This is a genomic window from Paracraurococcus ruber, from assembly GCF_004353985.1.
Classification (GTDB): Bacteria; Pseudomonadota; Alphaproteobacteria; order Acetobacterales; family Acetobacteraceae; genus Paracraurococcus; species Paracraurococcus ruber.
In genome coordinates this window covers 19,560-45,219 of record NZ_SMOA01000009.1, presented here as the reverse complement: position 1 = coordinate 45,219, position 25,660 = coordinate 19,560, and the positions used below count along the sequence as shown (strand labels likewise).

Below are 25,660 nucleotides of genomic sequence, written 5' to 3'. Positions count from 1 at the left end.
GCCGCAGGCGAAGGCGGCGGGGCCGGCGCCGAACGAAGGTCCGTCGGCTCCACCGGGGCGCGATGTCGTTGCGGCACGGCCGTGGCCTGCCTGGCGCGCCCTGCGTCGTCCAGGCCGGCTCGCCAGCCATCCGTGGATCCTGCGGCGCCGGCGCGATGGTCCCGCGACCGGCACCGGCGATGCCGCGCAGGCCAGCTACCCCGCGGCGCCCGCGCCGCGACCGGACCCCGGCCGGGCCGCTCGCGTCGTCGTATCGCCCGCCGGTCAGACGCCTCGCAGCATCTCCGCCACCGCATCCGCCAGCTGGCCGAGCGCCGTGCTCATCGCCGCCACCATGGCGGGCGTGTCGCCGGCGGCGGCCGGCACCGTGATGCGCAGGGACCGCGCGCGCGGCGCCGCGCGCCGGCTGCCGCTGCGGCGCACCGCCACCTGCGCCAGCAGCGCCACCAGGCCTGCCGCATCCGCATCGAAGCGCTGCACGTCCAGCTCCACCACCCCGTCGGCATCGGCCGACAGGCCGCCTGCCTCGGTGAACACGGTGCTGCCGGGCAGGCGCTGGGACAGGTTCTCCGCCAGCACGCGGCCCAGCATGTCGCCGAAGGGCTCCGCCCAGCGCTCGGCGCCGGCAAGCCCCACCTGGTAGGGGCCGGCCGCCCGCACGATCTCCGGCCGGTCGAGATAGCCGGCCAGGCCCGGACGCCGCAGCTCGATCGTCGCCGGCCCGCCGGCCCGCGCCTCGCCCGGCCGCGGCGCCAGGGTGAACAGCCGTGGCTCCGGCGACCGGGCGCAGCCGGCCAGCAGGGCCGCGCCCAGCAATGCGCGCCGCCTCATCGCAAGGCCTCCCCGCTGCGCCCGCGCAGCAGCGCCTCCGGGTGGCGGTTCAGGTAGTCCGCCAGCAGCCGGATGGACCGCGCCGCATCATTCGCCTGTTCCAGCATGCGTTGTGCCTCCCGCCGCACGCTGCTGTCCTGGCCATAGCCGCGCTCGGCCGAGCCGATCAGCGCCGTTGCCCGCGTCAGCGTCTCGTTCATCCGGGCCAGGGTGCGCGGCAACTCCGCCATGGCCGGGCCGACGCCCTGGCTCACCTGGCGGATCAGCCCCTGCGCCTCCTCCAGCGTGCCGGCGGCGTTGCGCAGCGCCTGGTCCAGGTCCGTCGCCAGCCGGTCGAGCGGCAGGGCATTCACCTTGGCGGCGATGGCGGCGAGCGAGCTGGTCAGGTCGTCCAGCCCGCCACCCTGGGAGGGCAGGACCGGCACGCCATCCTCCAGCGCCAGCTCCGCCGGTGGCGCGGCCGGGTTGAAGTCCAGCGCGATCAGCTGCTGCCCGGTCAGCAGGTTGGCGCTGGCCAGTCGGGCGCGCAGCCCGCCGGCCACCAGCCGGCGCGCCGCTTCCGGGACATCCCGCGGTTCCGGCGGGTTGGGACCCATGAAGCGCTCCGGCTGGATCTCGATCCGCACCCGCACCCGCGGCCGCTCGCCGCGCGCCAAATCCTCGGTCAGCCCGACCTCGGTCACGTTGCCGATCTGGATGCCCAGCATTTCCACCGGCGCGCCTGGCGCCAGGCCGCGCGTGGCGCTGTCGAAATAGGCCAAGGCCGGGATGCGCTGCCGGTAGCCGGCGGCACGCGCTTCCTCCTTCGACTGATAAAGCCGGAATTCCCCGCTGGCCGGCACCGGTTCCTGCGCGCCTTCCGGTCCGGTCTCGAAGGCGATGCCGCCGGCGAGCACCGCCTGGATGGATTCCACCTCCACCCGCACGCCCTCGGCGCCGACGCGGACCGCCAGGCCGGAGGCGTTCCAGAACCGGGTCCCGCCATGCACCAGCCGGTCGTAGGGCGCGCGGATGAATGCGTTGAGCGTCACCGGGCCCTGGCCGTCATCCGGCAGCTCGTAGCCCAGCACCTCGCCCACCGCGATGTCGCGGGTGAAGATCGGCGACCCGCTGGCGAGCGAGCCGATGCGGTCGGCCACCAGCCGCACCGTCCGCCCCGGCTCGCCCGAGCGCACGCCGGGCGGGGATTCCAGGCCGGTGAAGGCGCGCTTTTCCGCGCCGCCGGGCTGGCCCGGATCCATCTCGATGAAGGCGCCGGAGACCAGGGTCTCCAGCCCCGAGACGGTGCCGGCGGTGACGCGCGGCCGCACCACCCAGAACCGGGCGCGGTCGGTCAGCCAGGGTTCGGCATCGCGGGTCATGCGCAACTCGGCCACCACATGGTCTAGGTTGTCGGCAAGCCGGACCGCCGAGACGGTGCCGAGCTCGACCGCCTTGTGCCGCACCTTGGTCTGCCCCGCGGTCAGGCCGTCGCCGGTCTGGAAGCTGATGGTGATGGTCGGCCCGCGGGCCGACAGGGTCTGCCAGGCCAGCCAGGCTGCGACGAGCGCCGCCACCAGCGGCACAAGCCAGATCAGCGACCAGCGGCCGCGCGGCGCCAGCCGCGCCTCGGGCAGGGGCTGCTCCATCGGGGTCATGCCGGGCTTCCGTCCCGCGCCGGTTGCCGTGCCGCGGCATCCCAGACCAGGCGCGGGTCCAGCCGCTCCGCCGCCAGCATGGTCAGGACCACGACGGCGGCGAAGGCGGCGGCGCCGGGGCCGGGGGTGATGGTCGCCAGCACGCCCGCCTGCACCAGCGCCACCAGCACTGCGAGCATGAAGACGTCGATCATCGACCAGCGCCCGACCAGGTCGACCAGGCGGTAGAGCCGTGTCAGGTCCCGCAGCCGCCCGCCCGCCCCGCGGCGGGAGGCCACCAGCAGGACCGAGAGGCCGAGCAGCTTCAGCACCGGCACCGCGATGCTGGCGATGAAGACCAGCAGGGCGAGCGGCCAGAGCCCCGCCGCCAGCAGGTCCTCCGCCCCGCCCAGGATCGTGTGCGGGGTGCCGCGGCCGAGATAGGTGACCGTCATCACCGGATAGGCATTGGCCGGCAGGTAGAGGATGGTCGCCGCCGCCACCAGCGCCCAGGCCTGCCCGACGCTGCCCCGCCGTCGCTCATGCAGCACATGGGCGCAGCGCGGGCAGCGGGTGCCCTCCTCGGCGGCGTTCACCAGGCCGCAGCCGGTGCAGGCGATCAGCCGCGGCCCGGCCAGCGGGGCACGGCCAGGGGTGGCGCCGCCGGCCTCCAGCGCCGCCCAGGTGGCGCGGGGATCCTGTGCCGCATCCGCCGCGCACATCGCCAGCATCACGCCACCCAGCGCCCAGAGGGCGGGGCCGACCTCCACCTCTGCCATCGCCACCAGCCGCGTGTAGGCGACGAAGAGGCCGAGCAGGAACACCTCGACCATCGCCCAGGGCCGCAGCGCCCAGTACCAGCGATGCAGCCGGTGGAGACCGCGCGGCGGGTCTGCCAGACGCAGGCCGAGCAGCACGGCCAGCAGCAGCAGCAGGCGCAGCACGGGCAGCAACACCACCGTGGCGGCGGTCAGCAGCGCGAGCTCCTGGAAGCCCGGCCGGTCGAAGGCCAGCGGCAGGCCCGGCAGGGTGGTGGCGAGGCTGCGGCCGCGGATGTCGATCGTCAGCAGCGGCAGGGCCAGCGCGGCCAGCATCAGGGCCAGCGCGGCCAGCGCCAGGGCCAGCGGCGCCCCCAGCGGGTCTCGCCGGCCACGCCGCAGCACCGCATCGCAGCGGCTGCATTCGGCCGCGGCGCGCGGCGCCAGGCGGTCCGGCAGGCGCTGGATCAGGCCGCAATCCGGGCAGCCGGCCAAATGGGGAAGGCCGAGGCGGCCCGGCGAGGCGTGGGTCATCGGGGGAAGAAGCGCGGCGGGGCGATTTCGTTGCGCGCGACTCACCCCACAAGCGCGCCAAGCGCCAGCGGCGCCCCGGGAAAGCAGGACCCCGCATGGTCCGTGGCCCTGGACGCGACTTGCGGGAGCGGCCCCTGCGGCGCCGGACCAGGGCCTGGCAGGGCATGGCTTCCCCGGCCTGCCGTCTCAGCGCGGCCGCGCGGGCAGGACGAGGCCTGGCGGCGCCGCCAGGCCGGTGCCGTCGCGCCGGATGACGGAGGTCTGGCCGCGCCGCTCGAAGACCAAGTAGCGCACGGCGGCGAGGTCGGTGACGCCGTGCTGGCGCAGGATCACCAGCAGATCGTCCTGCGTCAGGCCGCAGCGGCGCAACTCGGTTGCCACCGGCTCGCCATCCGCCACCAGGATGCGCGGCGGGTGGTCGATGGCGCGGGCCAGCCCCGGCAGCAGTCGCAGCCGGGTCAGCGCCGCATGCGCGCCGAGCACCGCGACCAGCGTGACCAGCCCGTTCAGGTAGGTGCCGTCCTGGGCATTCGGCACCCGCCCGACGATGGCACCGACCGCCACGGCGGCGACGAAGTCGAAGGGCGAAAGCTGCGCCAGGGTCCGCCGTTCGCCCAGCCGGAAGCCGATGACGGCGGTCAGGTAGAGCAGCAGCGCCTTCAGCGCGACCCAGCCGACGTCCGCGGCATTGCCGACCATGAAATGCATCGCCCGCCCCCATGCCGCCAGCCAGTTCCATTCGCCGGTTTTCCCGGCTTGGCAACCGACGCGGCGAAGGTGGCTGCGGCGGCGGGCCGTGGCCCGTGGCACTGGCATCATCCGGGCCGCAGGAGCAGAGGCTCAAGGGCTTTGGCATCGAGGAAGCGGCGACGGCAGGCCCCGTGGCGGCCCGCCGCCCCGCTGTCCCGGCGGAGGGGCGGCCGCTGCGCTCAGGCGGGCGCGGCGGCGATGCCCAGGGTCGGCGGCTCGGGCCTCGGCGCCGGTTCGGTCAGCACCGTCGGGGTCGCCGGGGCGGTGCCCGCCTGTTCCGCCGCCAGATCCGCCGCCTCGGCCAGGCTGGTCGCCAGCAGCAGCGGCGCCGACTGGCCTTCCGTGCGGAGCGCCGGCGCCAGGGTGCCGTCGCCGTCCGGCGACCAGGCCAGGGCCAGCGACGGCACGCCGGGCAGACGACGGCGCGCCCGGCGCAGCAGGTAGCGGGCGGTGGCGGCGCTGCTGCCGCCCTCGATCAGGCAGAGGCAGACGAGGCGCGGCGGCGCCGCCGGCCCGGCCGCCATGCCGCCGATCCGCACGCCGAAGCCGCGCCGCTGCAGCACCTGGCCGAGCATGACGCTGGCCAGCGCGTCGAAGGGCCCGCGGCCGGGCAGCACCAGCACCGCGCCCGGCACCTGCCAGGGGGCCGGCAAGGCGGCGGGGGCATCCCCCTGGCCGGCCTCGTCGGCCGGCTTCGGGTCCTCCTCCTCCTCCAGGTCCTCGATCAGCGATTCCACGCTCCGGCGCAGCGCGTCGCCGCGCTCCGGCGACAGCGCGCCATGCACCGCATCCGCCTGGGCCAGTCGCAGCGCCGGCACGGCCACGGCATCCAGGTACTCGGCCAGCGGCTTCTCCTTCAGGCAGGTCTCGGCCTGCTCGGCGAGCGCATCGGCGTCGCCGGCCAGGGCGCGCTGGTAGAAGGTTTCCTCCGGGTCGAGCGGCGGGCGGTCGCCGAGCATCACCTCGAGGAATTCGAGCCGTTCCACATGCCGGCCCAGCACCACCAGGCAGACGGTCAGCGGCACGGCCAGCAGCAGCCCGACGGGACCCCAGAGCCAGGTCCAGAAGGTCGCCGCCGCGATGACGGCGATGGGCGAGAGGCCGGTGGAATGGCCGAAGACCAGCGGCTCGAACACTTGGCCCATCGCCCCCTCGCTGACTGCGAAAAGGACGAGGACCCAGACCAGGGTGCCCCAGCCCGGGTCCACCGCCAGGGCCAGCAGCAGCGGGAAGCCGGCGGCGATGAAGCTGCCGATGAAGGGCACGAAGCGCATCAGCCCGGCGACGAAGCCCCAGAGCAGCGGGTTGGGGATGCCCAGCAGCCAGAGCATCCCGCCGATGAACAGGCCATAGACCGTGTTCATCCCGGTCTGCGCCAGGAAGTAGCGCGACAGGCGGTAGGCCGCGTCGTCCATTGCCGCCATGGTGCGGTGCAGGTCGCGCGCGCCCACCAGCCGGATCAGCCGGTCCCGCAGATCCTCCCGATACAGCAGGATGAAGATCACCAGGATGGCGACGATGCCGGCGGTGGCCAGCGGCGCCAGCAGCGGTTCGGCGACGCGCTGGATCACCTCGAAGGCGGTCGGGTTGGGCTCGTGGATCTCGACCGGGATGGGCTCGCCGTTCCGCTGCGCGGGCAGGCCGCGCGGCTGCGCCTGCGCCGCCGGCTGTTCGCCGCCCGGGCCGCGCGCCATGTCCTGGAGCGTGCCGGTGATGCGGTCCAGCAGCCCGCCGGAGGCCTGCAGCCCGGACAGCTTCTTGCTGATCGCCGCCTGGTAGCTGGGCAGGTTCTCGGCCAGCGAGGTCGCCTGGGTGCCGATCAGCAGGCCCATGCCGCAGATCACCGCGCCGGCGAAGACGACGGCGACGAGGACGGAGGCGGCGCGCGGCACATGGATCCGCCGCAGCCAGCGGGCGATCGGCGCCAGCACGAAGGACAGCAGGACGGCCAGCACGAGCGGGATCAGCATTTCCCGCGCGAAATAGAGGACGGCGACGACCAGCAGGCCGCCCTGCAGCATCTGCAGGCCGGAGCCGGGGACGCCGGCGCCAGCGATGCCGCGGGCGGGCGGCGGTGTTGGCAGCGTGTCGGGCATGCGGTCGGCTGGTCCCCCCGGGCCAGAAGCGGCCGGCAAGTGGGAACGCTCCACCGACGGTTTTGTTGCTTCTTGGTAGAGGGCCAGCAGGTCAAGGTCGCTTCAGCACGACCTAGGGCCCGGTCGTCGGGCGGCGCATGGCACCCATCCAGGCCTGGTCGGTGGCGGCCGCGCCGGCCGAGCGGTCGATCCGGTGCCCGGCCTGCAGGGCGCGGCGCAGCGCCGCCTCCAGGCTGTCCCCCGACTGGTCCAGGGCCATGTCCTGCGCCTGGCCGGCCATGGCATCGGCCGCCCGCACCGCCATGCCGGCATCTGACGACAACCGGGCGGAGACCGCCACCGCCTGTTCCGCCAGCTGCCCGAGGTCCCGCGACAGGCCCAGGATCCGATCCTGCAGGCCCGGCCCGCCGGCGGCGGTGAGGGTGGCGGCGCGGCCGGCCATGTCGCGCGCCCGGTCGGCCAGGCCGCCAAGCTCGGCCGAGCGTTCCCGGCCCGCCTTCAGCCGGCCCGGGATGGCGTCCAGCGTGGTCACCAGCGGGCGCAGCCGGGCGCGGATGACCGAGAGGTCTTCCGCCATGCCCTGATTCTCGGCCAGCGCCCGCAACTCGGCGCCGTGATGCCCCAGCGCCTCCGCCACCGCGCTGCCCAGCAGGCTGTCCTTCTCGACCCGGGCGGCGGTCTCCGCCATCTCGGCGGCGAACTCGGCCAGCGCCCCGGCCAGGACCCGGAGGCGGGGGAGGCGGTCCGGCTGGGCGCCGAAGGCGAGCCGGCGGGCCTGGCCGGCCAGCTCCTCCGCCCGGCTGCCGAGCGCGGCGACATCCGCCGCCGCCCGCTGCTGGCCGCGCAGCTTCTCGCCCAGCGCGGCCAGGGCGCCCGCCAGCTGCGCCAGCATGGCCTGGCGTGGCGCGAGCGGCGGGGCGGGGTCGGGCAAGCGGGTCTCCGGTCGGGTGAGCGGCCATCGCATGCCATGCGGTGCAAGCGGTTGACCGCGGGTTAGGATGGCCGCACGTCGGCAGGCCCCGGACGAGTGCCGATCCGCCCCGGAATCAGCGGTAGCGGAGGGTCACGGCGGTCCGCGTCTCCCCGCCGGCCGCGACGGCGACCGCCGCTGCCTCCCACCCCGGCGGGCCGAAGCGGCTGACCGGCGCATCGTTGCCGAAGCCGATGCCCTCGGTCGGGCGGCCGAGCCAGTCCCGCCCCAGCCGCCCGTCGCCATCCGCGTCATGATAGGCGGACACGCCCCAGCGCCCTGCCGGCAGCCCGGAGATGCGCAGCTGGACCCTGCCCGCCCGGGCCGGCGCGCGGGCGATGGTCTGGCAGGTGCCGGCCGGATAATCCTCCGGCGGGCAGGCGGCGACGCGGATGATGCCCTCGTCGGAGGCGACACCCTGAACGGTGACCAGCAGGTCGCCGGCCAGCGCCAGGCGCGGCAGCAGGAGCAGGAGGGCGGGAAGGCAGTCACGGATGCGCATCGGTCGAACCTACAGCGGATGGCATGCGCCGTTGAGCGGGCGAGCCACGCCCGGCCGTCCTTCACCGGGCAGCCCGCCGGGTGCGGGCCTTCACGTTTCACCGGGAAGCGTAACCGATGTCCTGCCGCGACCCGACAATCCTGCCACGGACGGGGGAAATCCTCTTGCCGGCTGCCGCCCGGGCGGGTGTAGCCTGGGCGGTACGGCGCAGAGATGCCGGCGACAACCGGAGGACGGACCATGGATGGCAGCACCGCGGGCGGCGCACGCCCGGCGATGGCATTGAAGATCGCCAGGAAGTCGGAGCAGCCGCTGGTCGGCGGCCGGCGCAAATTCTTCCGCTACCGCGACCTGGGCGTGGCGGAGGCCACCGGCGGCGCCATGCGCGCGCAGGTGATGCAGGCGATCACCGGCATGACCGAACCGACCGGCTGGCATGTCCACCACTGCCAGGCGCAGTTCATCTACGTGCTGAAGGGCTGGGTGGAGCTGGAATTCGAGGACGGGTCGCGGCACCGCATGGAAGCCGGCGATGCCGGGCTGATCCCGGGCGAGATGAAGCACAACGAGATCGGCACCTCGGACGACGTGGAGATCCTCGAATTGTCGATCCCCGGGCCGATGGGCACGACGCCCTGCGAGCCGCCGCAGAGCATGGTCTAGGGCGGCTGGCGCCCGGGCCTGCGCGCCCGGGCGCGTGACGCCGCCCGGCGGATGACGGACGGCCGCGATGCGGTGCCCGCCCAGCGCGCGCGACCGCGGCAAGGCTGATCGCGGCAGGGCGTCAACGCGCCGGTGCGGGCGGTTGCCCGGCAGACCCTGCATCGAGGCGGATCGCGCGGGCGGGACGACACGCCATGCGCCTCGGGCATTCGGAAGCCCATCCGCCGGATGGCCGCGGGGCCACCGGTGTCCTGGGCAGGAACGACGCTCCAGGGGCCGCGCGGTCCCTGGCGCGGGCGTTCGAGGGGGCGGCATCCGCCCGATCGAGGGGAGGAAACGTCATGAACATCGCTCGTCGCGCTCTGGTGCTCGGCGCCGCCACCCTGCCGACCCTGGCGCGCGCCCAGGCGCAGCAGACCATCCGGCTCGGCATCATCTCGGACATGAGCGGCGCCTTCGCCGACCTGTCGGGGCCCAATTCCGTGCTCGCGGTGCGGCAGGCGATCCAGGACGCCGCCTCGCTCGGGCTGCGCGTCGAGCTCGTCACCGCCGACCACCAGAACAAGCCGGATGTCGCGGTGAACATCGCGCGGCAGTGGTTCGACCGCGACGGGGTGGATGCCCTGATCGACGTTCCCGCCTCCTCCGCCGCGCTCGCGGCGAACGCAGTGGTACGGGAGAAGAACAAGGTCTTCCTCGCCAGCGCGCCCGGCACCGCGGAACTCACCGGCGCGCAGTGCAGCCCGAACACGGTGCAGTGGACCTACGACACCTGGATGCTGGCGAATTCCACTGCGCGCGCCATGGTGCGGGAGGGCGGCGACAGCTGGTTCTTCGTCACCGCCGACTATGCCTTCGGCCATTCCATGGAGGTGGAGGGCGCGAAGATCATCACCGCGGAGGGCGGGCGCGTTCTGGGCAATGCCCGCTTCCCCTTCCCCGGCACGACGGATTTCTCCGCCTTCCTGCTGCGCGCCCAGGCCAGCCGGGCGAAAGTGGTGGGCCTCGCCTTCGGCGGGACGGACATGGCGAATGCGGTGAAGCAGGCGACCGAGTTCGGCCTGCAGCGGCGCGGGCAGAAGCTCGCAGCGCTGATCCTCTTCATCTCGGAGGTCCATTCCATGGGCCTCGCCACCGCCAAGGGCCTGGTCTGTTCCGAGAGCTTCTACTGGGACCTGAACGACCGCACGCGCGCCCTGACCGCCCGCCTGAAGCGCAACTTCAACGCGCCGCCGCCCACCATGGTGCAGGCCGGCTGCTACGCCGCGACGCTGCACTACCTGAAGACGGTGGCCGACATGGGCGTGGCGGAGGCGAAGCGCAGCGGCGCCGCGACGGTGGCGCGCATGAAGGCGATGCCCTGCGACGACGATGCCTTCGGCCCCGGCACGATCCGTGCCGATGGCCGCAAGCTGCACCCGGCCTACCTGCTGGAAGTGAAGGCGCCCGAGGAAAGCCGCGGCCCCTGGGACTACTACAAGGTGCTGGCGACGGTGCCGGGCGACCAGGCCTTCCGGCCGATGGCGGAAGGCGGCTGTCCGCTGGTGTAGCGCGCGGGCGACGTGGTCCACGGTCGCCCGCCGGCCGCGACCCGGCCCTGCAGGCGACGTGGGCCGCGTCGCCTGTGGAAAGGGCGCGACAGCGCCGCGGCTTTGGCGCATGACAAGGCCCGGCCCGAGCATTGCGGGTCCGGGTGGCAGGGCCGGCGGTGGTCCCTGCGCGGCGACCGGCCTGCCCGTGATCCTTCCTGCGATCGTGCCTGCAACGGCCGCTTGGCGGCTATCCTGCCGCCTCGTTGTTCCGGAGGCCCTCAGCATGACCATCCGTCCCGCTCTGTTCGGCCTTGCCCTTCTCGCCGCGCCGCTCGCGGCCCGGGCCCAGCACGACCATGCGGCGCATGCCGGCCATGGCGATGTCGGCAAGGTCGCCTTCGCCAATTCCTGCGCGCCGACGGTGCAGGCGGACTTCGCCCGCGGCGTGGCGATGCTGCATTCCTTCTGGTACAGCGCGGCGGAGGAGACCTTCCGCAGCGTGCTGGCGCGCGACCCCGGCTGCGCCATCGCCACCTGGGGCATCGCGGCCATCCTGATGCAGAACCCGCTGGCCGGCATCGGCGCCTCGCCGCAGGGCGCGGCCGCGGCCCAGGCTGCGATCGACCAGGGCCGCCGCATCGGCGCCGGGACCGCGCGGGAACGCGACTACATCGAGGCGGTCGCCGCCTATTACCGGGACTTCGCAGCGCGGCCGGAACGCGAGCGGCAGGCGAGCCGCGCGCAGGCCTTCGAGGCGCTGGCCAAGGCCTATCCCGATGACGACGAGGCGCAGGTCTTCAGCGCGCTCTACATCGCCGGCACTCAGTCCCAGGCCGACCAGAGCTACGCCGCCTATGCCCGCGCGGCGGCCATCCTGCAGGCGCAGGCGGCGAAGCATCCGGAGCATCCCGGCATCTCGCACTACCTGATCCATGCCTATGACGCGCCGCCGCTGGCGGCGCAGGGCGTGCCGGCGGCGCGGACCTATGCCGGCCTGGCGCCCGATGCGCCGCATGCGCTGCACATGCCGTCGCACATCTTCACCCGCGTCGGCGCCTGGGCGGAGTCTGCCGCCACCAACGAACGGTCCTTCCATGCCGCCATCAAGGGCGATGAGCGGACCGAGGCGTACCATGCGACCGACTACCTGGTGTATGCCGACCTGCAGATGGCGCGCGACGCCGCCGCCCGCGCCGCCATGGACCGCGTCTTCGCCGTGACGGTGCCGGCCAATGCCGGGCCGGTGGTCGCCTACCCGGTGGCGGCGATGCCGGCGCGCCTGGCTGTGGAGCGCGGCGACTGGACGGCGGCCGCGCGGCTGCGCCCGCCAGCGGATGGCCTGCCCTTCACCCAGGCCCTGGCCTGGTATGCCCGGGCGCTGGGCGCCGCCCGCAGCGGCGATGTCGCCACCGCCGAGGCCGCCGCCGCGGAACTCGCCGCGCGGCAGCGCGCGCTGGCCGCCGCCGGCAATGCCTATTGGGCGAAGGAAGTGGAGATCCAGCAGATCGCGGCCACCGCCTGGATCGCCTTCGCGCGGCAGGACCGGGACGCGGCGCTGGCGCGGATGCGCGCCGCCGCCGACCTGGAGGACCGGAACGAGAAGCACATCGTCACCCCCGGCCGCATCCTGCCGGCGCGGGAACTGCTGGGCGACATGCTGCTGGAGGCCGGCCAGCCGGCCGCGGCGCTGGCGGAATACGAGGCATCCCAGCAGCGGGAGCCGAACCGCTTCCGCGGCCTGTTCGGCGCGGCCCGCGCGGCGGAGGCGGCGGGCGACCGCGCCAAGGCCACGGCCCATTACCGCGCGCTGCTGGCGCTGGCGAAGGATGCCGATGCGGAGCGCCCGGAGCTTGCCCGTGCCCGCGCCTATGTGGCGGGCTGATCCGCCGGCCTGATGACGGCGGGCGGGAGTTGCGATAGCCGCTGGCCGCGGCAGCGGTGCGGCCGCCGGCAGGATCGCGCCTGTTGGCCTTCATGTCGGCCGGCATTGGCGCGGGCGGCAATGCGGTGGTGCCGATATGCGGATGTCCTGGTTCATGCACAGCGGTATCGCGCGCAGGTCGGCGCGGTGCGCCGAGGGTGTGGCGGTTGCGTGCCGGACAACACGACCATACCCGTCGGCATGCGTGCGGGCCGGCAGGAGGGAGGTGGCCGGCGCCCGGCGCTGATCGCATCGGGGGGGCGGGCCCCCCGATGCCCGGCGCTTTCCTCGGCCCGGCCGTCCGGGCCGAGGCCGCGTCAGGGTGAACGCCCCGCCCGGCGCCCTCAGCCGCGGGCGTAGTTCTTCAGCTCGCCCTCGGCCCAGGCCATGGCCTGGTCGATGCTCTGCCCGCCTTGCGCCACGCGCGCGATCATCTTGGCATTGATCGCCTGGACATAGGCCTGCACCGCGATCTCGGCCGGCGCGGGGGCATAGGCGACGTGCAGCTGCGCCTGGTGGTGCGGCTTGTCCGGGTAGTTGAAGGCGAAGCCGGCGGGCGGGCCTTCCGTCTCCCAGGTCCTGAAATCCGTCATGCTCTGGAAGGGCGGCAGGTCGAAGCCGCTGGTCGCCGCCACCTGGCGCTCGGCACTGGCGCGGTCCGAGATGTGCTCGAGCAGCGCCTTGGCGGCCGACTTGTTCCGCCCGAAGCTCCAGATGCCCCAGAAGGCCGGGTTGTAGGGCGTGAACCGCCCGGCCGGCCCGGCCGGCATCGGCGCATACCAGCATTTCTCGGCGACCTGCGGCGCATCCCGCTTCGCGACCACCCAGGCGGAGGGCGGGTTGAGGATCAGCGCCGTCTTGCCGGCGATCAGCGCGCGGTTGTTGGAGGCATCGTCCCAGGCCCAAACATCGCGCGGCAGGAACTGCGACAGGCGCACGGCATACTCCATCGCCTGCCGGATCTTGTCGTTGCCGCGGACGGTGACGCGCCCTTCCTCATCCATCAGGCTGGCGCCGAAGCTGCGGTAGAGCGAGCCGAGCCAGTCCACCGCATCGGGGAACTGCCCCATCGGCAGGCCGAAGGACACGCCGGCGGCGTGGCACTTCTCCGCCGCCTTGAGGAAGGTGTCCCAGTTCCAGGTGTCGGCGCCCGGGCCGCGTTCCGCCTTCGCCGGCCACATGGCGCGGATGTCGATGCCCGCATGCTGTTCCAGCAAATCGAAGCGGATGCAGGGCGGCTTGGTCTGCGTGCCGGCCACGGCGGGAACCGCGCGCCAGGCGCCGTCGCGCTTGCCGAGATATTCGGCGGCCGGCGTCACCTTGCCGTGTTTCTGCTGCAGCCGGGCCATGACGTCGTCCACCGGCTCCAGCAGCCGGGCGTGGGAGGACGGCTCCCAGGGCGGGAAGGCCAGGATGTCGTGGCCGCTGCGCGACTGCGCCTGCGACGCGATGGTCATCACGTTCTGGTTGCCGACCGAGCTGACCGTGTCGACCTGCACATCGACCCGGTTCTTCTCGCCCCATTCGCGGCAGAGCGCGGCGAGCGCGCCATTGCCGGCCGGGGCCCAGTGGTCCCAGAAGCCGCAGCGCAGCGTGCCGGCGGAGCCCTGGCCGAAGACATTGGCCACCGGCAGCGCGGCGCCCGCCATGCCGGCCACGCCCGTCCGCAGCGCCGCGCGCCGCGTCATCCCGTATCGCGTCATGCAGTTTCCCTCCCGCCGGCGGCTTGCCGCCCCTCGGCCCGGGAAGCTTAGACAGGCGCGGGACCGTGGCGGTAGCGAAACCCGCCGGGGAAGGACGGTGGCGGGATGCGGCCCGGCGCTCAGCCGGGCTTGGCCAGTTCCTTCTCGACCACCGCGGCCAGGATGCCGGCGCCGTAGGGGATGGCGGCGTCGTTGAAGTCATAGCCGGGGTTGTGCACCTCGCAGCTGCCTTCGCCGGTGCCGTTGCCGACCAGGATATAGGCCCCCGGCCGCTCCGCCAGCATGTAGGAGAAATCCTCCGATCCCATGGCGGCGACGCGGTCGCGATCGACATGGCCCTCCCCCACCAGCGCGGCCGCCGCCTCGGCGATCAGCGCGGTCTGCTCGGGCGCATTGACCGTCGGGATCGCCACCTCGTGGAAGGTGAGTTCCGCGGTGGCGCCGAAGCCGGTGGCGATGCTGGTGGCGAGGATGCGCATCCGCTCCTCCAGCAGGCGCATCGTCGCCGTCCGGAAGGCGCGGATGGTGCCGCGCAGCGCCGCGCTGTCCGGGATGACGTTGTAGGCGGTGCCGGCGGCGAAGCCCGTGACGCTGACCACCGCCGTGTCGGCGGCGGCGACGTTGCGGGCGACGATGCTCTGCCAGGCGGCGACGATCTGGCTGCCGCAGACCACCGGGTCCACCGTGCTTTCGGGCCGCGCGCCATGGCCGCCGCGGCCCTGGATCACGAGGTCGAAAAAGCCGCAGCCGGCCATCATCGGCCCTGGGCGCAGGGCGTAGTGCCCGACCGCCAGGCCCGGGCGGTTGTGCAGGCCATAGACGGCATCGCAGGGGAAGCGTTCGAACAGCCCGTCCTCGATCATCGCCCGGGCGCCGCCCTGGCCTTCCTCGGCGGGCTGGAAGATGAAGTGGACGGTGCCGTCGAAATTCTTCGTCTCCGCCAGGTACTTGGCGGCGCCCAGCAGCATGGTGGTGTGCCCGTCATGGCCGCAGCCATGCATCTTGCCCGGCACGGTGCTGGCATAGGGCAGGCCGGTCGCTTCCGGCATGTCGAGCGCGTCCATGTCCGCCCGCAGGCCGACGGCCCGGTTGCCGCGGCCGCTGCGCAGCGTGCCGACCAGCCCGGTGCGGCCGATGCCGCGCTGCACCTCGATCCCCCAGGACTCCAGCCGTTCGGCCACCAGGGCGGCGGTGCGGTGCTCCTCGAAGCCGGTTTCGGGATGGGCGTGGAAGTCGCGGCGCCAGGAGGTGAGCTGGTCGTGGAAGCCGCGGATATGCTCGATCGGGTTCAAAGGCGGTCTCCTGCCACGGGCAGGGACCGCGGCGCGGGTTCATGGACTGGCAAGGCTTCACGGGCGGGATCGGCCGGGGCCAGAATAGCGGCGCGCCGCGGCGCCGGGCAAACCCGCCGGGCCGCGGCACCGGCTTCGAGCCAGGGCGTTCGCGGTGGGGGACGGGAAGGGCCCATCGCCCGGCGGCGCGGGGGCGGTTTCACCCGCCCGGCGATCTGCTCTATCCCTTGGGGCAAAGGACGGAACGGCGCCTCGCCATGGAACAGCGCACGGAGGAAGCGGCCAAGCCGCAACGCGTGGTGCAGGCCCCCCCGGGCCTGTCCCGGGGTGCGCCGGTGCCCTGGTGGGTCAAGCTGGGGGTGAAGCTCGGCCTCGCGGCGGTCGGCGTGCATGGGCAGCGGGCGCGGTCCCTGGGCATCGCCCGGCCGTCCTATGCTGCGGCCGACCCGGCGAAGCTGCTGGAGGCGCCGCGCGCCTGGCTCGAGCATGCCGAGGCGCTGACCGGCCGCCGCCCGCGCACGATGTTGGAGATCGGGCCCGGCGGCATGGTGGTTCGGGCGCCGATCCTGGCGGCGCTGGGCCCGCAGCGCATCTGGTTCGCCGACCCGACGGACAGTGCCCCGGTCAGCCCCGCACCCTATTTGGCGGCCGCTGCCCTGGCGCGATCCCGCGGCTTGGCGCCGCCGGACCTGGCGGATTGCCGCGACCGCGGCGCGGTGCTGGCCCGCTGCGGCGCGGCGCTGGTGATCGGCGGGCCGGCGGCGTTGGCGGTCATTCCCGATGGCAGCGTGGACCTCGTGGTCAGCGAAGCGGTGCTGGAGCATGTCCGGCGGGAAGACCTGGCGCCGCTGCTGCTGCAGCTTCGCCGGGTCACGGCGCCGGGCGGCATCGGGCTGCACGCGATTGATTTCCAGGACCATCTGGGCGGCGGCCTGCAGCACCTGCGGTTCAGCGACAGCTTCTGGGCCAGCCCGCTGGTCGGGCGGGCGGGGGTGTATGTGAACCGCCTCGGCCTGTCGGCGATGGTCGGGCGGTTCCGTCGTGCCGGCTTCGGGGTGACGGTGACGGAGGCGGTGATGTGGCCCCGCCGCCCCGCCGGGCCGGCCCGCCCGCATCCGGACGCGATGCGGCCGGCGGCCGATGACCTAGTGGCGCGGGCGGCGATCGAGGTGCGGCCGGACTGAGAGGCATCGCTCGACCGTCGCCGGGATGCGCCGGCGCGGGAGGCTTGCCGCTCGGCCCCGGCCGCCGCTTCCGTCGATGGCGGTCGCAGGCGCGGCACGCCGACACTGCCGGGCGGGGAGGGTCCGACCGGATCGTGCCTCGTCGCCCCTTGGGCCAGGGTCCGGGGCCAGCGATCATCCTGGCCACGGCGGAGGTTTCGTCGATCGCGCCCGTCGCCCGGACACGACCGACCGGGTGGCGCAGGGTTTGTGTTGGGTGGAGCGTCCGCAAGGCTGGGCGAGGAACCGTCACCCGCTCGGGTGGGTCATGGCCCTCCCCGTCCCTCCGCGGCCAAGCCCTGTTCCGCCGGCATGGCCGCCACCGCCTCCCGCGCCCGCTGCACCGCTGCTGCCAGCACTGCCATGTCGCCGACATGGTTGGCCAGCAGCAGGACCAGCGCGGCATCCAGCCGGCGGGAGGCATCCTCGTCCAGGCCGCGATGCGCCTGCATGAGCAGGGCGTAGAAGGCATCCGGATCGGCCAGGTTCGGCGTGGTCGCCAGCGTCATGCGGCATGCCCCATGGCACGGCGATGGGCGGCGGCGATGGCGTGGGTCTCGGCGACGGCGAACCGTGCCGCGACATGCTGGTCCGGCCGCAGCAGCACGGCCTCCCCCGGCGCGAGGCCCCAGCGGCGGGCCACCAGCCCGGCATGGTCGAAGAGGCCGCCGGTCGTCTCCGTCTCTCCCACCACCAGGCGGGCGATGCCCGGCGGGGCCTCCGGCGGCGGGGCGCCTTCCCCGGCCAGGGCCAGCAGGGTGAAGCCGGTGCCGCCGAGATGGCGCAGCAGCCAGTCTGCCCGGCCGCGGTTCAGCACCGGCGCATCCACCGCCGGCGCGCCGGGCGGCAGCGGCGCGTCCTCCCCGCCCGGGGTGCCGAGGGGGCTGCCGCGCAGCACCGCGGGGCGCGACAGGCGGCCGGAATTCACCCAGGGCCGTGCCGCCGGCGTCGCCGTGGTCAGCGCCAGCACGGCATCCCGGTAGGCGCGCGCCGCGCCGTTCTTCGGCGTGATGAAATCGGTGCTGCGGGTGGAGTTCAGGATGTTCTCCTCGGCCGCCGGGATGCGTTCCGCATCGTAGCTGTCCAGCAATGCCTCCGGCGCCGCGCCGCGCAGCACCGCATCCAGCTTCCAGGCCAGGTTGTCGGCATCCTGCACGCCGCCATTGCCGCCGCGCGCCCCGAAAGGGCTGACCTGGTGCGCGCTGTCGCCCACGAACAGGATGCGGCCATGCCGGAACCGCTCCAGCCGGCGGCAGCGGAAGGTGTAGACGCTGACCCACTCCAGTTCGAAGGGAATGTCTTCGCCCAGCATCTGCGCGACGCGGGCGCGCACCTTCTCGGGCCGCTTCTCCTCCTCCGGATCCGCATCCCAGCCGAGCTGGAAATCGATGCGCCAGACATCGTCGGGCTGCTTGTGCAGCAGCACGGACTGGCCGGGATGGAAGGGCGGGTCGAACCAGAAGCGCCGTTCCGCCGGGAAGGGCGCGCGCATGACGATGTCGGCGATCAGGAAGCGGTCGCGGAAGACCTGGCCGAGGAATTCCAGCCCGAGCTGTTCCCGCGCCAGGCTGCGGGCACCGTCGCAGGCCAGCAGCCACTGCGCATGCAGGCGGTAGGGACCGTCCGGCGTCTCGATGCCCAGCAGCGCGCCGTCGGGCCGGCGTTCCACGGAGGCGACGCGGTTCTTCCAGCGCAGGTCGACAAGTCCCGTTGCCTCGCAGGCCGCGACCAGCCACTCCTCGGCATAGTATTGCTGCAGGTTCACGAAGGCGGGGAATTCATGGCCCTGCTCCGGCAGCAGGTCGAAGGCATAGGCTTCCCGGTCCTGCACATAGACGCGGCCCTGGTTCCAGGTGATGCCCTTATCCAGGAAGCGCTGCCCGAGGCCGAGGCGGCCCATGATCTCCAGCGTGCGCTTGGCCCAGCAGATGGCGCGGGACCCGAAGGAGACGGTGTCGTCCTCGTCCAGCAGCACGCTGGCGGTCCCGCGCCGGGCCAGGTCCAGCGCCAGGGTCAGCCCGACCAGGCCACCGCCGGCGATGACCACCGGCGCCTCCTCCGGCCCGGCGCGGCCGACGGCGTCGGGCCGGCGATAGGCGTAGCGCGGGTTCTGGTAGGTGACGGGCACCGCTTCGTCTCCCCAGTGAGCATGGCGGCCGGCCCGGCCCGCCGCGGGGCGGCAAGGCGGCTACCCCGCCCCGCCGCTTTCGCGGCATTCTCCGCTGCCGGAGGCTGCGGGGCAAGTTTCGTATGAAACCAAAATCGAACGAGGCCGGCGCGGCGGATTTCGCGTTGGAGGAGTTCCTGCCGTATCGCCTGTCGGTGGTGACGAACCGCGCATCCCGCCTTTTCGCCCGGCGCTATTCGGATCGCTTCGGCCTGACCATTCCCGAATGGCGGGTGCTGGCGGTCGTGGGGCGCTTCGGCGGCTTGTCGGCGACCGAGGTGGTGGAGCGCACCGCCATGGACAAGGTGAAGGTCAGCCGCGCCGTCCGCGCCCTGCTCGATCGCGGCCTGCTGGCGCGGGAGGAGGATGCGGCGGACCGGCGGGTGCAGCGCCTGGGCATGACGGCGGCCGGGCGGCGGGTGCATGCCGGGGTGGTGCCGCAGGCCCGCGGGCTGGAAGCCGAGTGGCTGGCACCCCTGTCGACGCAGGAACGGGCGACCCTGCACGCATTGCTCGACCGGCTGGACGCCCGCCTGGCGGAGATGGGCGCCGGGGCCGCCGGCGGCCCGGATTGACCGCCCCATTGCCGCCCGGTGCTATGCGTAACATCTGCTGCGCGCCCGGCCGGCTATGCTGGCCGCGACCCGCGCCGAAGGAGGAATGCCCCATGCCGCGCCGCGCGCTGCCCGTCACCCTGGCCGCAAGCTTGCTCGCCCCCCTGGCTGTCCTGCTGGCCCTGGCCGGCCCGGCCGCGGCCCAGGCAACCGACCCGTCCTTCCGTGTGGTCAACAACACGCCGAACGTGATCAACGAGGTCTATGCGTCGCCCTCCAACGAGAATGCCTGGGGGCATGACCGGCTGGGGTCGGAGGTGGTGGCGCCCGGCGGCCGCCACATCATCCGCCTGCCGCAGGACGGCAACTGCGTCTACGACATCCGGGTGGTGTATCAGGGCGGCAATGCGGAAGAGAGGAGGCGGGTCAACACCTGCGCGCTGACCGATGTGGTGTTCGGTGGCGGCGGCGCGGCGCCGCGCAACGCCCAGCAGGGCAACCCGTCCTTCAACCTGGTCAACCAGAGCGGGCGGGTGATCGAGGAGTTCTACGCCTCCCCCTCCTCGCAGCAGAACTGGGGCCCGGACCGGCTGGGCGATGCCACGGTGGCGCCCGGTGCCCGGTTCGCGGTGCGGCTGCCGCAGGGCGAATGCAGCTACGACCTGCGCATCGTCTGGCAGGGCGGCCAGTCCCGCGAGCAGCGCAACGTGAACACCTGCGCGCTCAGCGACTACACGGTGCGGTAGACTTCCGGGTTCGGAGGGCCTTTCGGCCCCCGGCCGGTCGGCGGCGCTGTCGCCGGCCGGCGAGGGAGGCAGGGCCTCCCTCGCGTCGCGCCGTCAGGCCGCCTTCGCGCCGCTGATCGCCTTCCACACCGCTTCCGGCGTCGCCGGCATGTCGATGTGCTGCACGCCGACGGTGGACAGCGCATCCACCAGCGCATTCATCAGCGCGGGTGGCGAGCCGACGGCGCCCGCCTCGCCGGCGCCCTTCACGCCCAGCGGGTTGGTCTCGCAGGGCACCTCGATCAGATCCACCTCGATGTCCGGCAGGTCCTCCGCCCGCGGCAGGGCGTAGTCCATGAAGGACGCCGAGAGGAGCTGGCCGCTGTCGGGGTCGTAGGCCGTGCGCTCATGCACCGCCTGGCCGATGCCCTGCGCCACGCCGCCATGCACCTGGCCGCGCACGATCAGCGGGTTGATCGCATGCCCCACATCGTCCACCACGATGTAGCGCGGCACGGTGATCAGGCCGGTATCGGGGTCCACCTCCACCTCGGCCACGTGGCAGCCATTGGGGAAGGTGTGGGACTTGATCTCCGCCACCTCGGCGGCGTCGAGCAGCGTCGCCGGCTCGCCCTTCGCCGCCCGCTCCTTCTGGATGCGGGCGAGGTCGAGGATGCCGACGCCGCGGTCGGTGCCGACGACGGCGAACTTGCCGCCGGCGCCGGAGCCGAAGCCGCCGGGGGTGAACTCGATATCGGCAACCGCGGCCTCGAGATGCTCGGAGGCCGCCTGCTTGCCCTTCTCGATCACCGTCGCGGTGGTGAGCAGGATCGCCTGGCCTTCGGAGTAGAGGCTGCGCGCGCCGCCGGTGCCGCCGCCCGTCGGGATCTCGTCCGAATCACCCTGGATGATCCGGATCTTGTCCATCGGGATGCCGAGCTCGTTCGAGGTGAGCATGGCATAGGCCGTCTCATGCCCCTGGCCGGTGGACTGGGTGCCCACCAGCACCTCGGCATGGCCATCGGCGGTGAAGCGCACCTCGGCCCGTTCCGTCGGGCCGCCGCCGGTGGCTTCCAGGTAGTAGGCGAGGCCGATGCCGCGCTTCTTCCCCTTGGCTTCCGACGCCGACCGGCGGGCGGCGAAGCCGGCCCAGTCGGCCTTCTGCAGCGCGGCGTCCAGCACCGTGCCGAACTCCCCGCTGTCGTAGCGCTGGCCCATGGCGGAGACGTAGGGCATGGCGCTGGACGCGACCATGTTGCGCTTGCGGATCTCGACCCGGTCGATGCCAAGCTCCCGCGCCGCGGCGTCGATCAGCCGCTCCACCACGTAGTTGCTCTCGGGCCGGCCGGCACCGCGATAGGCATCCACCGGCACGGTGTTGGTCAGCACGCCGATGACGCGGGCATGGATCGCCTGGAAGTTGTACACGCTGGCCAGCACCTTGGTGCCCGCCATGGTCGGGATCATCGGCGCGAAGGTGTTCAGGTAGGCGCCCATATTGGCGTAGTTGCGGGTGCGCAGCGCCAGGAACTTCCCGTCCTTGTCCAGCGCCAGCTCACCCAGGGTGATGTTGTCGCGGCCATGGGTGTCCGACAGAAAGGCCTCGGTCCGCTCGCTCGCCCACTTGACCGGCCGGCCGAGCCGGCGGGCCGCCATGCAGACCAGGGCGTATTCGGCATAGAGATACAGCTTCATGCCGAAGCCGCCGCCGACATCGGGCGTGATGACGCGGAACTTCTCGGGCGGCAGGTTGAAGACGTTGCCGGCCAGCAGGTTCTTCACCAGCCAGGAGCCCTGGGTGCCGCAGGTGAGGGTGAACTTCTCCCCCGCCTTGTCGTAGCTGGCCATGGCGGCGCGGCCTTCCATGGAGGCGACGACGACGCGGTTGTTCACCACCGTCAGCCGCGTCACATGCGCGGCCGACTTCACGAGCTGTTCCGCCTTCTCCTTCTCGCCGGTCTCCCAGTCGAAGGCGACGTTGCTGGCAATGCCGTCCCACACCAACGGCGCGCCCGGCTCATGCGCGGTCGCGAGGTCGGTGGCGGAGGGCAGGATGTCGTAATCCACCATCACCGCTTCGGCGCCATCGCGGGCCGCCTGCGGCGTTTCCGCCACCACGAAGGCGACGGGGTCGCCGACATGCCGCACGCGGTCCGACGCCAGGGCGCCGCGCGGCGTCTCCGCACGCGGGGAACCATCGGCGTTCTTCAGCGGAATGACGCAGGGAATCTCCCCCAGCCCTTCCTCCTGCCACTCCTTCGCGGTGATCACCGCCAGCACGCCCGGCACCGCCAGCGCCGCCGCCGTGTCGATGGACAGGATCTTCGCCGCCGCATGCGGGCTGCGCAGCACCACGCCATGCGCAGCATCCGTATTGACTGCGATATCGTCCGTGTAACGGCCGCCGCCCTTGAGCAGGCGCGGATCCTCGATCCGGCGCAGCGGCTGGCTCAGCCCGAATTTGGCCATGGGGACCTCCCGCGTTTGGTGTTCCCCCATCATCTGCGGAGGAAGGGGGCCGCGTGAAGGGGGAAGCGGCCGAAATAACGAAAGGGCGGCCCGAAGGCCGCCCCCTGATGCCCGGCCGGTGCCGGTTCCCGCTACCCCAGCCGCGCGGCGCGCGTCATTTCGCCAGTTCCGAGACGCGCTTGTCGGCGATCGGCGTCGGCCCTTCGCCCGGGCCGGCCGAAGGCGGTTCCACCGGATGCACGCCGAACCAGCCCTTCACCTTTTCCCGGGTCCACTGGAAGGTGACGTAGAGCATCGGGATCATGAAGATGCCGAAGAGCGAGGCCGCCAGCATCCCGCCGAAGACCGGCGTGCCGACCGCCCGGCGGGACAGCATGGCCGCGCCTTCCGCCGTCACCAGCGGCACTAGGCCGAGCACGAAGGCGATCGAAGTCATCATCACGGCCCGGAACCGGAGGCGGGAGCCTTCCACCGCGGAGTCGCGGATGGACATGCCCCTCTCCCGCGCCTCCTTGGCGAATTCGATGATGAGGATGCCGTTCTTCGCCGCCAGCGCGATCAGCACCACCAGTCCGATCTGGGCATAGACGTCGAGGCTGAGCCCCGCCACCAGCACGGCAATGAAGGAGCCGAGGCCGCCCACCACGACCGACATCAGCACCGGGATCGGAATGGTCCAGCTTTCGTAGAGCGCGACCAGGAACAGGTAGGCGAACAGCACGGCCAGCGCCACGACATAGGCGGTCTGCCCGGCCGCGAGCTTTTCCTGATATGCCGTGCCGGTCCATTCGTAGCTGTAGCCGGCCGGCAGCACGCGGCCGGAGAGCTGCTCCATCGCCGCCAGCGCATCGCCGGAGGAGACGCCGGGCCGCGGCGATCCGTTGACCAGGACGGCGCGGACATTGTTGTAGCGGCTGATGGTCTGCGGCCCGACGACGATGCGGATATCGGCCAGCGCCCGCAGCGGCACCATGTCGCCGCGGTTGTTGCGGACCCGGATGCGCCAGATGTCGCTGATGTCGTCGCGGTCCTGCGCCTCCGCCTGGATGTTCACCTGCCAGGTGCGGCCGAACAGGTTCAGGTCGTTCACGTAGAAGCCGCCGAGCGAGGCCTGCAGCGCCTGGAAGATGGCGCTGACCTGCACGCCCAGTGCCTGCGCCTTGTCCCGGTCCACGTCGAGATAGATCGAGGGGTTGGAGGCCGAGAAGGTCGAGAAGACCTGCTGCAGCCGGGGATCCTGGTTGGCGGCGACGATCAGGCCGAGCATGGCGCTGCCCAGTTCGGCGGGATCGCGCCCTTGCAGGTCCTGCAGCTGGTATTCGAAGCCGCCGCCGGTGCCGAGGCCGATGATCGGCGGCAGGTTGAAGGCCACCACATTGGCCGTGCGCACCGCGGCGCCGGCGCCGAAGACCCTTCGGATCGAGTTGAAGACGGAATCCTCCGCCTTGGTCCGGTCCTCGAAGGGCTTGAGGCGGGCGACCATGAAGGCGGAGTTGGACTGCGCGCCCTGGTCGATCAGCGAGAAGCCGACGATGGAGAGCACGTTCTCCACCGCCGGGATGCCCTTCAGGATGCCCTCCACCTGCTCCACCGCCGCCCGGGTGCGGGAGAGGGAGGCGGCCTGCGGCAGCTGGACCTGGACGAAGAAGGTCCCCTGGTCCTCCTGCGGCAGGAAGCCCTGCGGCGTCTTGGCGCCGATGGTCCAGATGGCGAAGGCAAGGCCGGCGGTGACGGCGAGCGAGAGGACGGAGATGCGGACCAGCCGCCGCACCACCGCGGCATAGCCGTCCCGCACCTTGTCGATGCCGCGGAGCACGTACTTGATCGGCCCGCGCTTCGGCCCGGTATGCCGCAGGAACAGCACGCAGAGCGCGGGGGAGAGGGTCAGCGCGTTGACGGCCGAGATGACCATGGCGGCGCTGATGGTCACCGCGAACTGCCGGAACAGCACGCCCGACAGGCCCGGGATGAAGGCGATGGGCACGAAGACCGAGAGCAGCACGAGGGTGATGGCGATGATCGGCGCGGTGATCTCCCGCATCGCCTGCTTCACCGCCTCGGCCGGGGTCCAGTCCGGGTGCTCCTCCATCACCCGTTCCACGTTCTCCACCACCACGATGGCGTCGTCGACGACGATGCCGATGGCAAGAACCATGCCGAGCAGGGAGATGGTGTTGGCGGAATAGCCGATGGCGAGCAGGATCGCGAAGGACCCGATGAGGCTGACCGGAACCGCGATGGTCGGGATCAGCGTCGCCCGCAGCGACCCCAGGAACAGATAGACGACGATGACGACGAGGACGAAGGCCTCGAGCAGCGTCTTGATGACCTCCTGGATCGTGTCCACGACGAAGGTGGTGCTGTCGTACAGCACCATCGCCTTCATCCCCTGGGGGAAGCGGTCGTCCAGCTCGTCCAGCGTCCGGCGCATGGCGCCGGCAACCGTGACCGCGTTCGCCCCGGGGGACAGGTAGACGCCCATGGTGACGGCCGGCTGGCCGTTGAGGCGGGAGACGGTGTCCTGCGCCTGCGCGCCGAGTTCCACCCGCGCCACGTCGCGGATCCGCAGCAGGGACCCGTCGGAATTGGCGCGGATGACGATGTTGCCGAACTGCTCCGGCGTCACCAGGCGACCCAGCGTCTGGATGTTCATCTGGAATTGCTGGGTGTCCGGGATCGGCTGGGCGCCCAGCCGGCCGACCGCGGCCTGGATGTTCTGGCTCTGGATCGCCGTGATCAGGTCCTGCGGCGTCAGGTTCAGGTTGGTCAGGCGGTCGATCTCGAACCACACCCGCATGGAGTAGTTCTGCGCGCCGAACAGGTTCACCTGGCCCACGCCCGGCACCCGCGCCATGCGGTCGATCATGTTGATCGTCGCGTAGTTCGACAGGAACAGCGGGTTGTGCTCGGGGCTGGTGCTGGTCAGCGCGACGAACTGCAGCACGGCAGAGGACTGCTTGCGCACGATCAGCCCGGCCCGCTGCACCTCCTGCGGCAGGCGGGCCAGGTTGGCCTGGATGCGGTTGTTGACATTGACCGTGTTGATGTCGGGGTTCGACCCCAGCGAGAAGCTGACCGATAGCTGATAGGTGCCGTCATTGGCGCTGTTCGAGCGCATGTAGATCATGTTCTCGACGCCGTTGACGGCGGATTCGATGATCTGGCCGACCGTCGCCTCCACCACCGCGGCGGAGGCACCGGGATAGGTCGCCTGCACCGAGACCTGCGGCGGGACGATGTCCGGGAACTGCGCGACCGGGATGCGCAGCAGGGCGAGGGCGCCGGCGAGCGTGGTGACGATCGCGATGACGATCGCCAGCCGCGGCCGGTCGACGAAGACGCCGGAGATCACGG

19 protein-coding genes are annotated in these 25,660 nt (G+C 72.7%); 6 read left to right on the top strand and 13 right to left on the bottom strand.

All coding sequences use genetic code 11. The features are described from left to right. Positions 1–264 precede the first annotated feature (264 nt). The 7 genes from E2C05_RS03975 to E2C05_RS03945 all read right to left on the bottom strand — a co-directional run bounded on the left by E2C05_RS03975 (position 265) and on the right by E2C05_RS03945 (position 8,057). Positions 265–831: a PqiC family protein gene (locus E2C05_RS03975; protein WP_133218310.1), complete on the bottom strand. Its 567-nt coding sequence runs from the start codon at positions 829–831 to the stop codon at positions 265–267. After that, positions 828–2,468: a PqiB family protein gene (locus E2C05_RS03970; protein WP_133218309.1), complete on the bottom strand. Its 1,641-nt coding sequence runs from the start codon at positions 2,466–2,468 to the stop codon at positions 828–830. Before E2C05_RS03970 ends, E2C05_RS03975 begins: the two co-directional genes overlap by 4 nt. After that, positions 2,465–3,739, bottom strand: coding sequence for a paraquat-inducible protein A (locus E2C05_RS03965; protein WP_133218308.1), 1,275 nt, complete (start codon positions 3,737–3,739; stop codon positions 2,465–2,467). The genes E2C05_RS03970 and E2C05_RS03965 overlap by 4 nt, the downstream gene beginning before the upstream one ends. A gap of 186 nt (positions 3,740–3,925) precedes the next feature. After that, the gene (locus tag E2C05_RS03960; protein WP_133218307.1) at positions 3,926–4,447 is read right to left on the bottom strand and encodes a DUF421 domain-containing protein; all 522 of its coding nucleotides are present in this window, start codon (positions 4,445–4,447) and stop codon (positions 3,926–3,928) included. Between the two features lie 221 nt (positions 4,448–4,668). Then, complete coding sequence (locus E2C05_RS03955; protein WP_133218306.1) at positions 4,669–6,585, bottom strand: AI-2E family transporter; 1,917 nt, start codon at positions 6,583–6,585, stop codon at positions 4,669–4,671. A 112-nt stretch (positions 6,586–6,697) separates the two neighbouring features. Then, a complete protein-coding gene (locus tag E2C05_RS03950; RefSeq protein ID WP_133218305.1) occupies positions 6,698–7,516 on the bottom strand; it encodes a hypothetical protein in 819 nt (272 codons plus the stop codon). Between the two features lie 115 nt (positions 7,517–7,631). Beyond that, a complete protein-coding gene (locus tag E2C05_RS03945) occupies positions 7,632–8,057 on the bottom strand; it encodes a DUF2141 domain-containing protein (protein ID WP_133218304.1) in 426 nt (141 codons plus the stop codon). A 240-nt stretch (positions 8,058–8,297) separates the two neighbouring features. Between E2C05_RS03945 and E2C05_RS03940 the strand changes: the two genes are divergently transcribed. The 3 genes from E2C05_RS03940 (at position 8,298) to E2C05_RS03930 (ending at position 12,134) form a co-directional block, all read left to right on the top strand. Continuing rightward, positions 8,298–8,720: a cupin domain-containing protein gene (locus E2C05_RS03940; protein WP_158291932.1), complete on the top strand. Its 423-nt coding sequence runs from the start codon at positions 8,298–8,300 to the stop codon at positions 8,718–8,720. 341 nt (positions 8,721–9,061) lie between these two features. Further along, positions 9,062–10,270 (top strand): ABC transporter substrate-binding protein, encoded by a 1,209-nt coding sequence (locus E2C05_RS03935; protein WP_133218302.1) that lies wholly within the window; start codon positions 9,062–9,064, stop codon positions 10,268–10,270. 265 nt (positions 10,271–10,535) lie between these two features. Next, positions 10,536–12,134 carry a hypothetical protein gene (locus E2C05_RS03930; protein WP_133218301.1) on the top strand — a complete coding sequence of 533 codons (1,599 nt, stop codon included), beginning with the start codon at positions 10,536–10,538 and terminating at the stop codon, positions 12,132–12,134. Positions 12,135–12,517: 383 nt separating this feature from the next. Here E2C05_RS03930 and E2C05_RS03925 read toward each other — a convergent pair whose 3' ends face one another. Both E2C05_RS03925 and E2C05_RS03920 read right to left on the bottom strand, forming a co-directional pair. After that, complete coding sequence (locus tag E2C05_RS03925) at positions 12,518–13,876, bottom strand: ABC transporter substrate-binding protein (RefSeq protein ID WP_133218300.1); 1,359 nt, start codon at positions 13,874–13,876, stop codon at positions 12,518–12,520. 119 nt (positions 13,877–13,995) lie between these two features. Further along, complete coding sequence (locus tag E2C05_RS03920) at positions 13,996–15,168, bottom strand: M20 aminoacylase family protein (protein WP_133218299.1); 1,173 nt, start codon at positions 15,166–15,168, stop codon at positions 13,996–13,998. Positions 15,169–15,425: 257 nt separating this feature from the next. Between E2C05_RS03920 and E2C05_RS03915 the strand changes: the two genes are divergently transcribed. Continuing rightward, on the top strand, positions 15,426–16,352 hold the full coding sequence (locus E2C05_RS03915; RefSeq protein WP_158291931.1) for a class I SAM-dependent methyltransferase: 927 nt from the start codon (positions 15,426–15,428) through the stop codon (positions 16,350–16,352). A 305-nt stretch (positions 16,353–16,657) separates the two neighbouring features. Here the strand turns inward: E2C05_RS03915 and E2C05_RS03910 are convergent, their stop codons facing one another. Then, positions 16,658–16,900 carry a DUF2783 domain-containing protein gene (locus tag E2C05_RS03910; RefSeq protein ID WP_133218297.1) on the bottom strand — a complete coding sequence of 81 codons (243 nt, stop codon included), beginning with the start codon at positions 16,898–16,900 and terminating at the stop codon, positions 16,658–16,660. After that, positions 16,897–18,519, bottom strand: coding sequence for an FAD-dependent oxidoreductase (locus E2C05_RS03905; protein ID WP_133218296.1), 1,623 nt, complete (start codon positions 18,517–18,519; stop codon positions 16,897–16,899). The genes E2C05_RS03910 and E2C05_RS03905 overlap by 4 nt, the downstream gene beginning before the upstream one ends. A 122-nt stretch (positions 18,520–18,641) precedes the next feature. Here E2C05_RS03905 and E2C05_RS03900 point away from each other — a divergent pair, with 122 nt between their 5' ends. Together E2C05_RS03900 and E2C05_RS03895 are read left to right on the top strand one after the other, a co-directional pair. After that, on the top strand, positions 18,642–19,133 hold the full coding sequence (locus E2C05_RS03900; RefSeq protein ID WP_133218295.1) for a MarR family winged helix-turn-helix transcriptional regulator: 492 nt from the start codon (positions 18,642–18,644) through the stop codon (positions 19,131–19,133). Between the two features lie 92 nt (positions 19,134–19,225). Beyond that, positions 19,226–19,858, top strand: a complete 633-nt coding sequence (locus E2C05_RS03895; protein WP_133218294.1) for a hypothetical protein — start codon at positions 19,226–19,228, stop codon at positions 19,856–19,858. A gap of 93 nt (positions 19,859–19,951) precedes the next feature. Here the strand turns inward: E2C05_RS03895 and E2C05_RS03890 are convergent, their stop codons facing one another. Both E2C05_RS03890 and E2C05_RS03885 read right to left on the bottom strand, forming a co-directional pair. Further along, the gene (locus E2C05_RS03890) at positions 19,952–22,306 is read right to left on the bottom strand and encodes a xanthine dehydrogenase family protein molybdopterin-binding subunit (protein WP_133218293.1); all 2,355 of its coding nucleotides are present in this window, start codon (positions 22,304–22,306) and stop codon (positions 19,952–19,954) included. Positions 22,307–22,460: 154 nt separating this feature from the next. Continuing rightward, positions 22,461–25,658: an efflux RND transporter permease subunit gene (locus tag E2C05_RS03885; RefSeq protein WP_133218292.1), complete on the bottom strand. Its 3,198-nt coding sequence runs from the start codon at positions 25,656–25,658 to the stop codon at positions 22,461–22,463. Between the last annotated feature and the right edge of the window lie 2 nt (positions 25,659–25,660).

Bases quoted from the DNA above. Each gene is read 5' to 3' on its own strand.
- E2C05_RS03960 (WP_133218307.1), bottom strand. From the start codon at position 4,447: ATGCATTTCATGGTCGGCAATGCCGCGGACGTCGGCTGGGTCGCGCTG.
- E2C05_RS03900 (WP_133218295.1), top strand. From the start codon at position 18,642: ATGAAACCAAAATCGAACGAGGCCGGCGCGGCGGATTTCGCGTTGGAG.
- E2C05_RS03970 (WP_133218309.1), bottom strand. From the start codon at position 2,468: ATGACCCCGATGGAGCAGCCCCTGCCCGAGGCGCGGCTGGCGCCGCGC.
- E2C05_RS03925 (WP_133218300.1), bottom strand. From the start codon at position 13,876: ATGACGCGATACGGGATGACGCGGCGCGCGGCGCTGCGGACGGGCGTG.
- E2C05_RS03955 (WP_133218306.1), bottom strand. From the start codon at position 6,585: ATGCCCGACACGCTGCCAACACCGCCGCCCGCCCGCGGCATCGCTGGC.
- E2C05_RS03890 (WP_133218293.1), bottom strand. From the start codon at position 22,306: ATGGCCAAATTCGGGCTGAGCCAGCCGCTGCGCCGGATCGAGGATCCG.
- E2C05_RS03975 (WP_133218310.1), bottom strand. From the start codon at position 831: ATGAGGCGGCGCGCATTGCTGGGCGCGGCCCTGCTGGCCGGCTGCGCC.
- E2C05_RS03935 (WP_133218302.1), top strand. From the start codon at position 9,062: ATGAACATCGCTCGTCGCGCTCTGGTGCTCGGCGCCGCCACCCTGCCG.
- E2C05_RS03965 (WP_133218308.1), bottom strand. From the start codon at position 3,739: ATGACCCACGCCTCGCCGGGCCGCCTCGGCCTTCCCCATTTGGCCGGC.
- E2C05_RS03940 (WP_158291932.1), top strand. From the start codon at position 8,298: ATGGATGGCAGCACCGCGGGCGGCGCACGCCCGGCGATGGCATTGAAG.
- E2C05_RS03915 (WP_158291931.1), top strand. From the start codon at position 15,426: ATGGAACAGCGCACGGAGGAAGCGGCCAAGCCGCAACGCGTGGTGCAG.
- E2C05_RS03945 (WP_133218304.1), bottom strand. From the start codon at position 8,057: ATGCGCATCCGTGACTGCCTTCCCGCCCTCCTGCTCCTGCTGCCGCGC.
- E2C05_RS03910 (WP_133218297.1), bottom strand. From the start codon at position 16,900: ATGACGCTGGCGACCACGCCGAACCTGGCCGATCCGGATGCCTTCTAC.
- E2C05_RS03930 (WP_133218301.1), top strand. From the start codon at position 10,536: ATGACCATCCGTCCCGCTCTGTTCGGCCTTGCCCTTCTCGCCGCGCCG.
- E2C05_RS03895 (WP_133218294.1), top strand. From the start codon at position 19,226: ATGCCGCGCCGCGCGCTGCCCGTCACCCTGGCCGCAAGCTTGCTCGCC.